Here is a 13,843-nt window from a genome sequence, read left to right on the forward strand (position 1 = left end):
CTCAAGTCACAATCCCTCCCTACGCGCTATGCTGCTAGGGCATAAACCATGCATGCGAACGATTCTGGCGGCGCCTCGTCGCGGAGCCTAATCTCGCGGCGGCAGGAGAAGTCAGAGTGTTGGATAGCTGGATGGGCCGGAGCCAGAAGAGCGCCGATGGCTCCGACAAGCTAGGCCTTGGCGCCCAGCGGCGGCCCGTGATCGGGCTGGCACTGGGTGGCGGCGCCGCACGCGGTTTTGCCCATATCGGGATCGTCAAGACGCTGATCGCCCACGGCATCGTTCCGAATGTCGTGGTCGGCACGTCGATCGGCGCCGTGGTCGGCGGGGCCTACGCGGCCGGCCATCTCGATACGCTGGAGGCGTGGGCGCGCAGCCTGCAGCCCCGCAACATCTTCGGCTATCTCGATATCCGCCTGAACGGCTCGGGCCTGATCGGCGGTAGCAAGCTTGCCGCCGAACTGGAATCCGCGATCGGCCAGACCCAGATCGAGGATCTATTGGTGAAGTTTGCGAGCGTCGCGACCGAGGTGCGCACGGGCCATGAGATCTGGCTGACCCACGGCCGCGTCGTCGATGCGATGCGCGCCTCCTACGCGCTGCCCGGCATCTTCGCACCCGTGCTGGTCGGCGACCGCTGGCTGGTCGACGGTGCGCTGGTCAATCCGGTGCCGGTATCGGCGGCGCGCGCGTTCGGCGCGGAGATCGTGATCGCCGCCAATCTTTCAAGCGACGTGTTTAACCATTCCACGACGATCTATTCGCACGGCCAGCCGACCGAGGTCACCGTCGTGCCCGAAGTCGTTCCGGATCCCGTCCCGCCGAAGCGCCGCTTTGGCAAGTTTTTCTCGGCCGAGCGCACCATGAAGCGCGAATTCTTCGGCAGCAGCACGCGGCCGGGCATCTCGACCGTGATGGTGGACGCCTTCAACATCATGCAGGACCGCATCACGCGCGCGCGGCTCGCCGGCGATCCGCCGGACCTCTTGATCTCGCCGCGGGTCGGCAAGATCGGCTGGTTCGATTTCCATCGCGCCGATGAGCTGATCGCGCATGGCGTGCGTGCCGCCGAGCGTGCGATCGAGTCGATCCAGGAAGCAATCGACATCCTGGTGCCGCCGGCAACGACGACCGCTACCGGCGCAGTCCCCGACGAGACCAAGGAATAGATTTCAGGCCGTCTTGATGTAGTCGCGCAGCGCTTCCTGCTCGGCTTCGTATTCCTGGACCCGGCGCTTGACGATGTCGCCGATCGAGATCAAGCCGACCACGCGGCCGTCCTCGAGCACGGGCAGATGGCGGAATTTTCCGAGCGTCATCATTTCCATGATGCCGGCAACGGTGTCGGACGGGCGGCAACTGACGACCTTCTGCGTCATCACCGCGCTGACGGGCTCATCGAGCGCGCCGGCGCCGCGCTCGCCAAGCACGCGAACAATGTCGCGCTCCGACAAGATGCCTTCGATGCCGCCTTCCTTCATGACCAGCACGGCGCCGATCTTGCGCTCACCGAGCGTCTTGATCGCATCGGTCAAGGTAACGTCCGGCGGGACGCTCGTGATCTGATGACCCTTGGAATCGAGAATGGAACGTACCGTCATTGCCGCCTCCTGAATCCCTGCCGCGCCCCGACCAGGAGGCGCGACATCGTTCGCGAGTCTTCAATCAACAGTTCCGCGCAGTTTTCGTTTCCGGCGCGGTGGGCAACAAGCGCGGCCATCATGCAGCGCAAGAGGCGGCAGCTTGCGTCACAACTTTCAACCGATGATGGATGAAATCGCCCTGAGCCGCAAGCGGCGATCAGACGCGGTCCGGTCCGTCAGGCGACAACGCATCTGCAGCATGACGGCGTTCCCGCGGCACCGGATCGAACAGCGAGAACAGCACGAGCCCTGCCAGGAACCCGCCGATATGCGCCTGCCAGGCGACGCTGGCGCCGTCGGCTCCGATCGCGATCGAGCCGATCCCGAAGATGAGATTGACGCCGAACCAGACTGCGAGAAAGGCGAGCACGCGACCATCGCGCAGCGCGCGCGACAGGGACAGCGCCGGCACCTTTGCCGCCGCCTCCGCGTCGCCGCGGCTGAAGGAGAGGAAGCTGCCCTTCACGAAGGCAAAGCGGATCGCGGCCGCCATGGTGCCGGAGACGGACGCGGATGCGCCGATCATCGGCGCGATCGCATGTTCATGCGTCAGGAGATGCGCGAGCGCGCCGGCGGCCGCCGTGACCGCCATGAACAGATAGAAGCGCAACGCGCCGAACCGCCGCGCCAGCGCGCTGCCGAACGGCAACAGCCAGAGCACATTGAAGACGATATGGGTAAGATTGGCGTGCAGCAGCGAATAGGTGACGAAGGTCCAGACCTTGGCGCCCTCGCCGCCGGGGAAGGTGATGTTGAGCAGCGTGGAATCGTAGCGCTTCGGAATGAAACCGAAGACGTCGATGGTCCAGTTTTCCCACTCCGGCGGCAACAGCACGCGCAAGTGGATGACCGCGATCAGCGCGATGTAGGCGGTCAGCGCCGGGGGCAAGGTGAGGATCGGCTCGTGCGGACGATCCGGCGGCGCATCATGCGGAGGTTCAAACTGCGATTCCAAGGGACGGGCAACCTTAGCGCGGCGCGGATAGGCGATCAGCCCAGATAGGCGGCTTTGGCCGCATTGTGCAAGTGCACAAGCGGCAAGGAAAAAGAATAAGGGCGCGCCCTGAGAATGCTAGCCTATCCCTGAAATCATTTGACGATTCTGGAAAACCGGCCGTCTTGGCCCCGTTGAAATCCATTGAACGGACCGCATCTGGAAAGCCGAAACGGCTGAAATTCATAAAGACTATTGCGACGGGCGCCCCTTCGACATCGGCTGGGCAAAAAATTGTGTCCGAGGGGCCAAGGAGCCGATCGCTGCCTTCGCACAATGACCGTTGGCTTCACCAGCGCTCATACCGCGCGCGATGGCCAAGCGGTTGCGGTTGGGGTATGAGCCGACCATAGTCTGGGCTACTCTCGTGAATGCCCTGATTTCCTGGAGTTGTGATGGCCAGCACTCGCGTAACCGACACCATTCTCGAAACGCCCGCGGCGGCAATCCCCAATCTGGGGGCGTCGAAAGCCGAGATTCAGGCCCACTACGACCGCGAGCCGCGACTTTACGAGCAGTTTCTCGGACCTAATCTTGCGTATTCGGCTGGCATTTGGATGGAACCCGCCAACCGCGACACGCTCGAGGCGGCGCAACTCCGCAAGCTCGACTGGCACATCGATATGTCTGGCGCCGATACCGCGCAGCGCGTGCTCGACGTCGGATTCGGCTGGGGCAGCCTCATCAAGCGGCTGATGGTGCGCCGGCCCGATATCGACTATGTCGGCCTGACACTTGCCGACAACCAGGCCCAGTACGTGCGGAGCTACGCTCCACAGAATTTCGTGACTGAGATTTCGGCCTGGCAGGACTATCAGTCGAATCGCCCGTTCGACGCGATCGTGAGCCTCGAGGCGATGGAGCATTTCACCGGCAAGGCTGCGGATCGTCAGCAGCGTATCGAGGCCTACCGTCTGTTCTTCGAGTTCTGCGCTCGCACGCTCACGGTCGGTGGCCGGGCTTCGATCCAGGTCAACGGTTGGGGCAACATCGAGCTCGGCAGCGAGGCCCGCCACATCACCCAAAGCGGAATCGACGGTTTTTGGCTTGAAGGCAACTTGCCTCACGCCAGTGAGATGCTGCTCGCCAGCGAACGCTGGTTTGACCTCGTGCATCTCGAAGGAAAACCGCGCGACTACATCTACACGCTGCGAGCCTGGTTAAGAAATCTGCGGAACCAGGAGGCCGATCTGGTTGCGCTGGTGGGGCGCGAGATGGTGAGTGACTACATGCATAATCTCAAGACGTGCCTGGACGCCTATCTCGCCGGCGCCCTTACGCTCTATCGGTTGGTGCTCGAGCGCAAGGGATCGGTCGTCCGCTGAGCGGCCCGCGATGCAACAAGGTGTGGGGCGGGCACCCGCACCTTTGACGCCCAGCCCATGGCCACGAAACCGCGCAGGACCCAATAGCCGGGGTCGATCTCGCCCCGGAAGAGCGCGAAGCTTGCCGACCACGGAAAGGCGTGATGATTGTTGTGCAGCCCCTCGCCGTTCATGGTGAGAGTGTTGACCAGCGCGCTGTTGCGGCTGTCCTCGCGTGTTTCAAAGCGCCGTCGGCCAAAGCGATGCGCGATCGAGTTCACCGCCCAGGTGCAATTGAGCTGCCAGAGCGTGCGCAGCGGACCGCCCGCGAAGAAGCCGGCCCAGAATCCATCCGCCGTCCCGTACCAAGCGAGACCGATGAAGCCGGGTATGATCCAACTGGCGGCGACCCACAGCCAATACCAACGATCAACCCAGCGAACGACCGGATCGCGGCGCAGATCGCGCACGTAGTCGACGTAGACGCAATAGACGTCGGACATCACCCATCCAACATGGCCCTGGAAGAAGCCTCGGATGGCGCCGACAATCCCGGCTCCGCGCGGGCGCGGCGAATGCGGATCGCCGGGCCGGTCGCTGTATCGGTGATGCTTGCGATGGATCGAGACCCACCCCAAGATCTGGCCCTGCATGGTCATCGCGCCAAGAATCCCGAGCGCTGCGGCGAGCGGCGCACGCGCGACAAAGGCGCGATGGCAGAACAAGCGATGGTAGCCGAGCGTGATGCCGAGGCCGGTGACGAAGGTCACGGACAGCAACAGCAAAGGCTCGAACCAGGTAATGCCGTGGACGGAGAACCACCATACGCCGGCGACGCTGCCCATCACCACCAAGACAAGACTGAAGATCGAGAGGACCTGCAGCAGCTCAATGCGCAGAACGGGACCCCTGGCCGTGCGGCCAATGACAATCGTCGGCGGCCACCGGCGCTCAGCGGCAGGATATATCTCCGATGTGTCCATCGTGTGAGTGTTCGCATGAAGCGCGCTCGGTGTCACCCCGCTTTCCGCCGGCCGGTGCCGCGCTGTGCTCGCGACGACCTGTCGCAGGTTCCGGGTTTGCGCTACAGCTTCTTAGAATAACTTCAACTTGACGCTTGGCACTTCAAGCCGCGAATCGCTCAACTCTGTGGGCCCTGGTCCGGAGGTGAGGATCAAACGCGGACAGTGCCCGCATCGGATTCGGAACAGGCCCTTCGTTGCCAGGTTGTGTGGAGACACTCACGTTCCCCAACAGTGTCTTGCACCTGCTCCCCTGAGGCGCCGCACCGACGGCGCCTCCAAGGTGGAATACGGACCCAGGGTCGAGGCCAAGCCAGGGAAAAATCAAGCAGATAACGGCTCCTAAAGGCATTGAGGGCGGGCCCTGAGAAGGCCCGCCCTCTGCTGCTGTCGGGTCTTGTCGCGCCCAAGGGGAACGGGAGCACATCCCCACCCCTCCCCGCGCGATGACCTGATTGTTCGACGCCACCTGTGTACGGACCCGCCGGCCCCTGGAGAACGGCCGGCAAGAACGGGAATGAGCGGACAGTAGAGGGGCATGCGGGCCACGCCAAGCTCATAGTTAATTTAACGTTAACACCGCAAAGCCGCCGGAAAGCCTGCGAAAACATGGCCGCGGCATGGACGCTGCAAAAGTTCCCCTGCACTACTGAGAATGAATGCGCTTGCGCAAAACCGGGACAGATGTGTCCCGGCGCGGCAAGCGCGAGGCAAGGTTCTTGAATGAAGCATCCGGGAAGCCGCGAATTCTTCGCTTACTGGGACAAGACGCGTGGCAACGCGCGCGCGCCCGATCGCTGCGACCTCGATCCCGAGGCCGTTCGCGAGCGGCTCGGCGACATTTTCGTGCTGTCCTACGGGCATGAAGCGGGCTTTCCCTTTCGCGTCGCCGGCACGCGCGTCTGCGCCCTGCTCGGCCGCGACCTCAAGGACAAGAGCTTTGCGGCGCTGTTCACCGGTGAGAGCCGCCGCCAGATCGAAGACATCGTCGCCTTTGTCGCCGAGGAGATGCTGCCCGCCGTCGCCGGCGTCACGGCTTCGAGCCAGGCGGGCACGCCGGCGCATCTCGAATTGCTGCTGCTCCCCTTCAACAACCGCGCGCATGTGCCGGTGAGCCTCACCGGTCTGCTCGCACCGTTCGAGAGCGTCGCGACCGCGCTCTCCGATTTCAAACTAACCTCGTGGCGCTATCTGCATCCGCCGGAAAGATTTGTGCCGCGTGCGCTGCGAAAGCTCGCGATCGCGCGCGGATTCATGGTCTATGAGGGACTGCGGTAACCGCTGACGCCGCTGCGCGATCCGGCTATCATCCCTTTGGTTCAACGAAACCGGAGGAACGCCATGGACACTGCGACGCCGCAGGCGCATCAGACCGCCGATACGCATTCCCATCTCGTGCGCCCGCAGGAAATGGAGTGGCAAAAGACCCGCTTCCCCGGCTGCGAGGCCAAGACGCTGCTGTTCGACCGCAACACCGGATTGATGACAGCCTTGATGCGCTTTGCGCCTGGTACGGTGCTGCCCGACCACGAGCACGTCAATATCGAGCAGACCTATGTCCTCGAAGGTTCGCTCGTCGACAAAGAAGGCCCGGCGCAGGGCATTGCCGCGAACGCAGGCGAGTTCATCTGGCGCGAAGCCGGCAGCCGCCACGTCGCCTGGTGCCCCGAAGGCGGATTGATCCTCGCGATCTTCCAGGTGCCGAACAAGTTCTTCGAGGCCGACGGCCGCGTCGTCGACGCGGCTGGTGCGGACTGGGACGAGGCGTGGGGACACACGAAATAACGGCGCTTGCTACGGTGGCGATCATGGCGGCTGGCAAGTACGAGAGGCGGATTATGCTGCGCTAATCCGCCTCTCGTATTATAGCGAGATCAACCTCGTCACGGCTGCGCAAGATGCCAGGCGCCGTTGAGGAAGCCGTCGCCGGTGATATCGCCCGGCTTCTGGTCCTTGGCGAAGGTGTAAAGCGGCTTGCCCTTGTAGGCCCACTGCTTGGAGCCATCGTCACGGGTGATGATGGTGTAGCCCTCGCCCGCCTTGTCGCTCGCCTCAGCCTTCAGGACCGGCCAGTTCGTTGCGCACGGGCCATTGCAGGCAGACTTGCCATCGGCGTCCTTGTCAAAGGTATAGAGGCTCATGCCCTTCGCGTCCGTCAGCACAGTTCCCTTCGTCGTGGTGCCGGTCTTGGTGGGCGGTGCAGCAAACGCCGCGGAGACCGTCGCCAGGGAAATGGCGGTGGCGAGTGCGAAACCAATCGATGCGATCTTCATGATAGCTCCTGTACGGAAATAGCTTGCATGAGTAGGACATGCTGCGGCGCGTTCTATTCCGCCGGAGAGCACGAAGAATTTTTTCGCAATGTTTGCCTGACGCGGGGAATAATTCGGCAAGTGGCTTTCGACCGAAGCTCACCGATCCAGCCCTGTCCCCGTGTCGGTTTTTGCCGGATCTGCGTCATTTCGCGCCGCGGCGTGAGAAGATAGGTTGCGCAGCGAGTGCGAGGTGAATTCGTAGAGCGACGCAGGCAATGAACTGGCGGCTTCTCGCGTGGGGCGGTCTTGCCGCTGCCGCGCTTTTCTTGATCATTGGTGGTGGCTGGCTTCTGACGCTGCCCTCGCGAGCTGCGTCTGGAAACGCGCCGCTGATCGCAAGCCAGGAGGCTGATGCGACCATCGCGGCGTTGAAGCCGCCGAAGCGGCAGCGGCCGCTGATCGCGATCGTCGGCATCAATGAGCAGACCGAGACCACCGACTATCTGATGCCCTACGGCATCCTCAAGCGCGCCGACGTCGCCGACGTGGTGACGCTTGCGACGGGACCCGGACCGGTGACGCTGTTTCCGGTACTGAAGGTGGAGCCGGACGCCACCATCGCCGCATTCGATACGCAACATCCTGATGGGGCCGACTATGTCATCGTCCCCGCCATGAGCCGTGACGACGATCCGGTCGTGGTGCAATGGATCAGGCAGCAGGCGGAAAAGGGCGCGATCGTCATCGGCGTCTGCGTCGGCACCATGGTGGTCGCCAGCACCGGACTGCTCGACGGCAAGCGGGCGACCACGCATTGGTACTCCCTGAAAGACCTGCGCGAGAAGCATCCGGCGACCCATTACATCAGGGATCGCAGGATCGTGGTCGACCAGGGCGTTGCGACCACAACGGGGATTACGGCTTCGATGCCGATGTCGCTCACGCTGGTCGAAGCGATCGCCGGCCGCGAGAAGGCGCAAGCCGTCGCCCGCGACATCGGCCTCCCCCATTGGGATGCCCGCCACGACAGCGGCGCGTTCCAGTTCACGCGGCCGTTCGCGCTCACGGCGATCGGGAACACCCTCGCCTTCTGGAACCGCGAGCAGCTCGGCATCGCGCTTGCACCCGGCATCGACGAAGTGTCGCTCGCGCTCGCGGCCGACGCCTGGTCGCGGACCTATCGTTCGCGCACCGTGACCTTTGCCGCGACGGCGGAGGCACAGCCGAGCCGCAACGGCCTGCGCATCCTGCCCGATCAGGTCGCGACGCAGTGGCCCGCCGAGCGATTGCTGCAACCGGTCGGGTCACTGCCGCCGGCACAGGCGCTGGACCAGACGCTGCAGCGGATCGAGGCACGCTACGGCGGGCGAACGGCCGATTTCGTCGCCATGCAGCTCGAATATCCGAGGCAAGGCCCACCGAATTGAAGCGGCATCGGCCCGCCCGGCCATCATTTTTCCCTCACCGGGTCCACCGTCATCTGCCTGTCACGAAATGTGCCGACTTCTCGCTCGGACCATTCCGAGGACACCAATGGACTATTTCCGACGCTTCACCTTCCTGTTCGCGGCGCCCGTATTCGATCCGGAGGATCTCGAGGGCATCCGCTTCAACCAGATCATCGACGAGATCCAGCGCTCCGGCTTCGAGGTCGTGCGCGCCCGCAAGCTCGAGGATGCCGAGATCGCGGTGCAGACCGACGCGGCGATCGGCTGCATGGTGGTCGACTGGGGCAAGAAGGGGCTGGAGGGCAAGACCGCGTCGCTGATCAATTTGATGCGGCGGCGCGGCCTCGACTTCCCGATCATCCTCCTAATCCGCCGCAAGCGGTTCGAGGACCTACCGGTCGAGGTGCTCGACTTCATCGACGGCTATGTGTTCCTGTCGGAGGAAACGCCGCCGTTCATCGCAAAGAATTTGATCAGCCGGCTGAAGCAATATGCCGAGACGCTGAAGACGCCGTTCTTCGGCGCGCTGGTCGACTATGCCGAGGAAGGCAACCAGCTCTGGACCTGCCCCGGCCACAATGGCGGCGTGTTCTACAGCCGCAGCCCGATCGGACGCGTGTTCGTCGAGCATCTCGGCGAAGCCGTGTTCCGCGACGACCTCGACAATTCCGTGCTCGACCTCGGCGACCTGCTGACTCACGAGGGGCCGGCGCTGCGGGCGCAGAAGGAAGCCGCCAGGATCTTCGGCGCGGAGAAGACCTATTTCGTGCTCAACGGCACCTCCACGTCCAACAAGGTCGCGCTCGGCTCGCTGGTCACAGACGGCGACCTCGTGCTGTTCGACCGCAACAACCACAAGGCCGCCCACCACGGCGCGCTGCTGCTCGGCGGCGGCATCCCGGTCTATGTGCCGACGGTTCGCAACGCCTGGGGCCTGATCGGGCCGATGCGCTGGGACGCGCTGGACGAGGCCGCATTGCGCGAGCGCATCCGCAACCATCCGCTGGTCAAGGACAAGGATGCCTGGAAGAGGCCCCGCCCCTTCCGCGTCGCCGTGGTCGAGCAATGCACCTATGACGGCACCATCCACAGCGCGGAGATGATCCTCAAGCGCATCGGCCATCTCTGCGACTACATCCTGTTCGACGAAGCCTGGGCCGGCTTCATGAAGTTCCATCCGATCTATGCCGGCCGCTTCGCGATGGGCCTTGCCGACCTCGGTCCCGAGGCGCCCGGCATCATTGCGACGCAATCGACACACAAGCAGCTCGCGAGCTTCTCGCAGGCCTCCCAGATCCACGTCCGCGACCGCCACATCAAGGGCCAGAAGCGCCGGGTCGAGCATCGGCGTTTCAATGAAAGCTTCATGCAGCACGCCTCGACCTCGCCATTCTATCCGCTGTTCGCCTCGCTCGATGTCGGCGCGCAGATGATGAAGGGCCGCTCCGGCGAGGTGTTGTGGGACGACACGATCCGGCTCGGCATCGAGCTGCGCAAGAAGATCCGCGCCACCCGCCGCGAGTTCGAGGAGAACGAAGCCCGCCCCGAGCGGCGCTGGTTCTTCGAGCCGTTCGTGCCGGACCGCGTGATGATTCCGGATGTCGCGCGGGAAGGCGGGGCGCACAATGTCGCCTGGGAAACCATCTCCACCGACCAGCTCGCGACCAACCCGGCGTTCTGGCAGCTCCAGCCCGGCGATAGCTGGCATGGCTTCCCCGAGATGACGGCGGGCTTTGCCATGACCGATCCGAACAAGCTGACGCTGCTCACACCCGGATTCGATCACGCCACCGGCGCCTATGCCGAGCACGGCATCCCCGCCCCGGTGGTGGCGCAATATCTGCGCGAGAACCGCATCGTCGCCGAGAAGAACGACCTCAACTCCCTGCTCTTCCTGCTCACGCCCGGCGTGGAGGCGAGCAAGGCGGGGACGCTGATCTCGGGGCTCGTCGCCTTCAAGAAATTGCATGACGACAATGCGCTGCTCGAGGACGTCATCCCCGAATTCTTCCGCCGCAGGCCTGCCCGCTATGCCGGCGTGCGCCTGCGCGACCTCTGCGGCGACATGCACCGCTTCTTCCGCGCGGCGGACGTGAGCGCGCTGCAGCGCAAGCAGTTCCTGCCCGAGCACCTGCCCGAGATTGCGATGTCGCCGCGCGAGGCATCACGCTACCTCGTGCGCAACGACGTCGACTATCTGCCGATCGGCGAGATTTCGGGCCGCATCGCGGCAACCCCATTCGTGGTCTATCCGCCCGGTATCGCCACCATCGTGCCGGGTGAACGATTGTCGGAACAGACCCGGCCGATGATCGACTACTTGAAGATGTTCGAGGCATCCTTCAACGCATTCCCGGGCTTCGAGGTCGAGATCCAGGGCGTCTACAAGGAGATCGACGAGGCGGGGCGCGTGCGCCTGTTCACCTACGTGATTTCCGAGTGACGGCCGATGAACGAAGAGCGGATCATCGTCAGGCCGTCGCGCGAGGCGGATGTCGAAGCCATGCTGTCGATCTACCGCCGCCACATCCGGCGCGGCGTCGACGACAGCGTCGAGGACAGCGGGGTGCCGGAGCCGGACGATTTCCGCGACCGGCGCAAGAATTTCCGCAACCATCGCCTGCCTCATTTGGTTGCGACCCGTGACGGCGAGGTGGTCGGCTATGCCTATGTGGTGCTGTTCCGGAAGCGGCCGGCCTATCGCTATGCGGTAAAGCATTCGATCTATGTCCGTCACGACCAGGTCGGCCGCGGCATCGGGCGCCTCCTGCTCGGCGAACTGATCGACGCGTGCGCGGCCGCCGGCTTTCGCCAGATGATCGGCTATATCGACAGCGACAACGCGGCCTCGCTGGCGCTGCACGAGCGTTTCGGTTTTGCCCGGGTCGGGCTGTTGCCCGGCGTCGCCTATCGCTTCGGCCGCTGGGCCGACACCGCGATGGTGCAACGCTCGCTCGGCCCCGGCACCACCGCGCCGCCGCCACCAGCCCCATTGTCGCGACGGTAAGAGCCGCGACGGTAAGAGCCGCGACGCTAAGCTGCGACAGCCCGACTATGTCGGCCGCCAGCGGACGGGGAAGCTTCGCGCCACCGCAAGCGCCGAGCGCTCGTTGGCTTCGAGCGCGATTTTTTGCGCCAGCATGACGTCGCCGGCCACCAGCGTGTCCCGGGGCACGAAACACCAGCCCGCATGCAACCGGCCGAGCTCGTCCAATTCATAGATGTTCATGCCGGTGCCGTGGCGGATCCGGTAGCGTTTGCCAGAGTGGCAGCCGACCACGTCGAAAAAGCCGCTCGTCTCATACTGCACGAGCTGCTCGGGCGTCAGCCATTCCTTCAGCAGCGCCAGACCGCGCGACTGGCTGTCATCCAGTACGCAATATTCGACGAACCGCCGCCAGGCCGCGCGCGAGAGCCGCGCGGCCTCGGCGAACGCCCCCGACAGCCTGCCGGACATGATGGACCGGCCTAGCCGCCGACAAGTCGCGGATAGAACAGCGTCTCTTCGGCGTTCGGATCGAAGGAACGGACCACGGTCGGCTGCCCCGACACGTCCCGCACCGCAGCGGTGTAACCGCTCTTCATCAATGCGTCGAAGCGCAATTGCGCTTCGCGCAAGGCCTTCTCGTCGGCGGGATTGAAATTGTGCCGGCTGTCGCCAGTGTGATCCATCACGATTTGCGTCGCCATCCCCGCACTCCCTTGCTGGATGAAACTGCAAAACTAATGAGAGATTAGGGCGAAAGTTCCGGCTGCGCCAGCGCAAAGTCGTGAAGGCTGGCCTGCATCTTTCGCTTTCGCACGTCGGCATGATAGCCTCAATTTTAGCCACCGTCGAACCTGATGTTGCGAACCGCCTTATAGTGGTGACGGATTTGTGGCTTGATGAACGGCGACATTTCGGGATGCGCCGCCTTGATCGGCTCTCCAGCGCCTCGACCCAGCGCTCGGTGTCGGGCGTGCGCAATTCGCCGGAAAATCCCGGGCAGAGTGGTGGTATCGGCGAAGGCGGATCGGAAGCGGCGGTACGATGTCCCTCGAAGAATCCGCCCGGCATGTCGTCGAGTTCGTCAGGGATCACCGCGCCTGGGCGGCGCCGATCGTCTTTGCGCTTGCCTTCGCGGAATCGCTCGCCTTCCTCTCGCTCGTGGTGCCGGCCTGGGCTGTGCTGGTCGGCATCGGGATGATGATGAGGTCCGGCGGCATCGCCTTCCTGCCGATGCTCGCCGCCGGCGCGCTCGGTGCTGCATTCGGCGACTGGCTGTCCTACTGGATCGGGAGCAAGTTCGATCATGCGATCGCCAGGATGTGGCCGTTCTCGCGGCATCCCAATCTCCTGGTGCACGGCGAGGCCTTCCTCAAGAAATGGGGCGTGCTCGCGATCTTCATCGGCCGCTTCTCCGGCCCCTTGCGCGCCTCGGTGCCGATCGTCGCCGGCATGCTGCGGATGCCGCAGCCTCCGTTCCAGATCGCGAATTTCGTCTCGGCGTTTGTCTGGGTCGCGGTGCTGCTGCAGCTCGGCGACATCGGCGGGATCGCGTGGGCGTGGCTGTGGGAGCATGTGCTGCAGCGGTTTTGGCGGTGAGCGGCGCGCGAGCAAGCGCTTGCGCTTGAGACCCTAGGGTGGGCAAAGGCGCACTTGCGCCGTGCCCACCATCCAGTGCCGTGCTCACGATGGTGGGCACGCTTCCGCCTTCGCTCGTTGAGCTACGGCGGACAAGTCGCTTTGCCCACCCTACAGCTTGCACCGCTGTCGTCCCCGCGCAGGCGGAGACCCATAACCACAGGGAGTTGTTGTGGTGCGAGCAAGCGGTTGCAGCGGAGCACATACAAAGGCCCGTGGGTTATGGGTCCTGGCCTTCGCCAGGACGACGGCGTCATTGCGAGCGGAGCGAAGCAATCCACCTCTCCACAAGCGGCGCTATGGATTGCTTCGCTACGCTCGCAATGACGGGGTTGGCTTCTCATTCATGTGTCAGACAGCGTGGGGATGTGAGTTCGCGTTCTCGCGGCGCTTTGCGTCCGAGCTTTGCCTCTCGTTTCACCCTCTTCGATATCAGAGGGCGCAGGGAAAGCCGGGTGCTGGTTGCACCCGTGGGTCCCGTGCAACAAAAAGCACGGGGGTAGGACCACAGGTTCAACCGAAGCATTCCGGCTTTCCCTGCGCGATGGTGTTA

The 13,843-nt window shown here is 64.0% G+C and carries 14 protein-coding genes; 8 read left to right on the forward strand and 6 right to left on the reverse strand.

Going from position 1 to position 13,843, the window contains the following annotated elements; translation table 11 throughout:
• The first annotated feature begins 116 nt into the window (after nucleotides 1-116).
• Nucleotides 117-1,169 carry a patatin-like phospholipase family protein gene (locus tag ACZYOF_RS19825; protein WP_463716826.1) on the forward strand — a complete coding sequence of 351 codons (1,053 nt, stop codon included), beginning with the start codon at nucleotides 117-119 and terminating at the stop codon, nucleotides 1,167-1,169.
• 3 nt (nucleotides 1,170-1,172) lie between these two features.
• Here the strand turns inward: ACZYOF_RS19825 and ACZYOF_RS19830 are convergent, their stop codons facing one another.
• Both ACZYOF_RS19830 and ACZYOF_RS19835 read right to left on the reverse strand, forming a co-directional pair.
• Nucleotides 1,173-1,601 carry a CBS domain-containing protein gene (locus tag ACZYOF_RS19830; RefSeq protein ID WP_130582172.1) on the reverse strand — a complete coding sequence of 143 codons (429 nt, stop codon included), beginning with the start codon at nucleotides 1,599-1,601 and terminating at the stop codon, nucleotides 1,173-1,175.
• Nucleotides 1,602-1,800: 199 nt separating this feature from the next.
• Nucleotides 1,801-2,598 (reverse strand): rhomboid family intramembrane serine protease, encoded by a 798-nt coding sequence (locus ACZYOF_RS19835; RefSeq protein ID WP_463716827.1) that lies wholly within the window; start codon nucleotides 2,596-2,598, stop codon nucleotides 1,801-1,803.
• 434 nt (nucleotides 2,599-3,032) lie between these two features.
• Between ACZYOF_RS19835 and ACZYOF_RS19840 the strand changes: the two genes are divergently transcribed.
• Nucleotides 3,033-3,962, forward strand: a complete 930-nt coding sequence (locus ACZYOF_RS19840; protein ID WP_463716828.1) for a class I SAM-dependent methyltransferase — start codon at nucleotides 3,033-3,035, stop codon at nucleotides 3,960-3,962.
• On the opposite strand, the gene ACZYOF_RS19845 is transcribed toward ACZYOF_RS19840, so the two are convergent.
• A complete protein-coding gene (locus ACZYOF_RS19845) occupies nucleotides 3,920-4,924 on the reverse strand; it encodes an acyl-CoA desaturase (RefSeq protein WP_463716829.1) in 1,005 nt (334 codons plus the stop codon). The genes ACZYOF_RS19840 and ACZYOF_RS19845 overlap by 43 nt on opposite strands.
• Nucleotides 4,925-5,686: 762 nt before the next feature.
• Between ACZYOF_RS19845 and ACZYOF_RS19850 the strand changes: the two genes are divergently transcribed.
• A complete protein-coding gene (locus ACZYOF_RS19850; protein WP_130582176.1) occupies nucleotides 5,687-6,241 on the forward strand; it encodes a PAS domain-containing protein in 555 nt (184 codons plus the stop codon).
• A gap of 63 nt (nucleotides 6,242-6,304) precedes the next feature.
• On the forward strand, nucleotides 6,305-6,748 hold the full coding sequence (locus tag ACZYOF_RS19855) for a cupin domain-containing protein (protein WP_463716830.1): 444 nt from the start codon (nucleotides 6,305-6,307) through the stop codon (nucleotides 6,746-6,748).
• 98 nt (nucleotides 6,749-6,846) lie between these two features.
• Here the strand turns inward: ACZYOF_RS19855 and ACZYOF_RS19860 are convergent, their stop codons facing one another.
• Entirely contained in the window at nucleotides 6,847-7,236 is a 390-nt protein-coding gene (locus ACZYOF_RS19860; RefSeq protein ID WP_394568008.1) for a COG4315 family predicted lipoprotein, read from the reverse strand.
• A 257-nt stretch (nucleotides 7,237-7,493) separates the two neighbouring features.
• Here ACZYOF_RS19860 and ACZYOF_RS19865 point away from each other — a divergent pair, with 257 nt between their 5' ends.
• The 3 genes from ACZYOF_RS19865 to ACZYOF_RS19875 all read left to right on the forward strand — a co-directional run bounded on the left by ACZYOF_RS19865 (nucleotide 7,494) and on the right by ACZYOF_RS19875 (nucleotide 11,673).
• Nucleotides 7,494-8,645, forward strand: coding sequence for a DJ-1/PfpI family protein (locus ACZYOF_RS19865; RefSeq protein WP_463716831.1), 1,152 nt, complete (start codon nucleotides 7,494-7,496; stop codon nucleotides 8,643-8,645).
• A gap of 106 nt (nucleotides 8,646-8,751) precedes the next feature.
• On the forward strand, nucleotides 8,752-11,109 hold the full coding sequence (locus tag ACZYOF_RS19870) for an Orn/Lys/Arg family decarboxylase (protein WP_463716832.1): 2,358 nt from the start codon (nucleotides 8,752-8,754) through the stop codon (nucleotides 11,107-11,109).
• A gap of 6 nt (nucleotides 11,110-11,115) precedes the next feature.
• Nucleotides 11,116-11,673, forward strand: coding sequence for a GNAT family N-acetyltransferase (locus ACZYOF_RS19875; RefSeq protein ID WP_130582181.1), 558 nt, complete (start codon nucleotides 11,116-11,118; stop codon nucleotides 11,671-11,673).
• 45 nt (nucleotides 11,674-11,718) lie between these two features.
• Here the strand turns inward: ACZYOF_RS19875 and ACZYOF_RS19880 are convergent, their stop codons facing one another.
• Together ACZYOF_RS19880 and ACZYOF_RS19885 are read right to left on the reverse strand one after the other, a co-directional pair.
• A complete protein-coding gene (locus ACZYOF_RS19880; RefSeq protein ID WP_463716833.1) occupies nucleotides 11,719-12,123 on the reverse strand; it encodes a hypothetical protein in 405 nt (134 codons plus the stop codon).
• 11 nt (nucleotides 12,124-12,134) lie between these two features.
• Nucleotides 12,135-12,356: a hypothetical protein gene (locus ACZYOF_RS19885; protein WP_130582182.1), complete on the reverse strand. Its 222-nt coding sequence runs from the start codon at nucleotides 12,354-12,356 to the stop codon at nucleotides 12,135-12,137.
• Nucleotides 12,357-12,696: 340 nt separating this feature from the next.
• On the opposite strand from ACZYOF_RS19885, the gene ACZYOF_RS19890 reads away from it, so the two are divergent.
• Nucleotides 12,697-13,251 (forward strand): DedA family protein, encoded by a 555-nt coding sequence (locus ACZYOF_RS19890; RefSeq protein WP_463716834.1) that lies wholly within the window; start codon nucleotides 12,697-12,699, stop codon nucleotides 13,249-13,251.
• Nucleotides 13,252-13,843: the final 592 nt, after the last annotated feature.

The organism is Bradyrhizobium sp. LeoA1Lang (assembly GCF_055413685.1).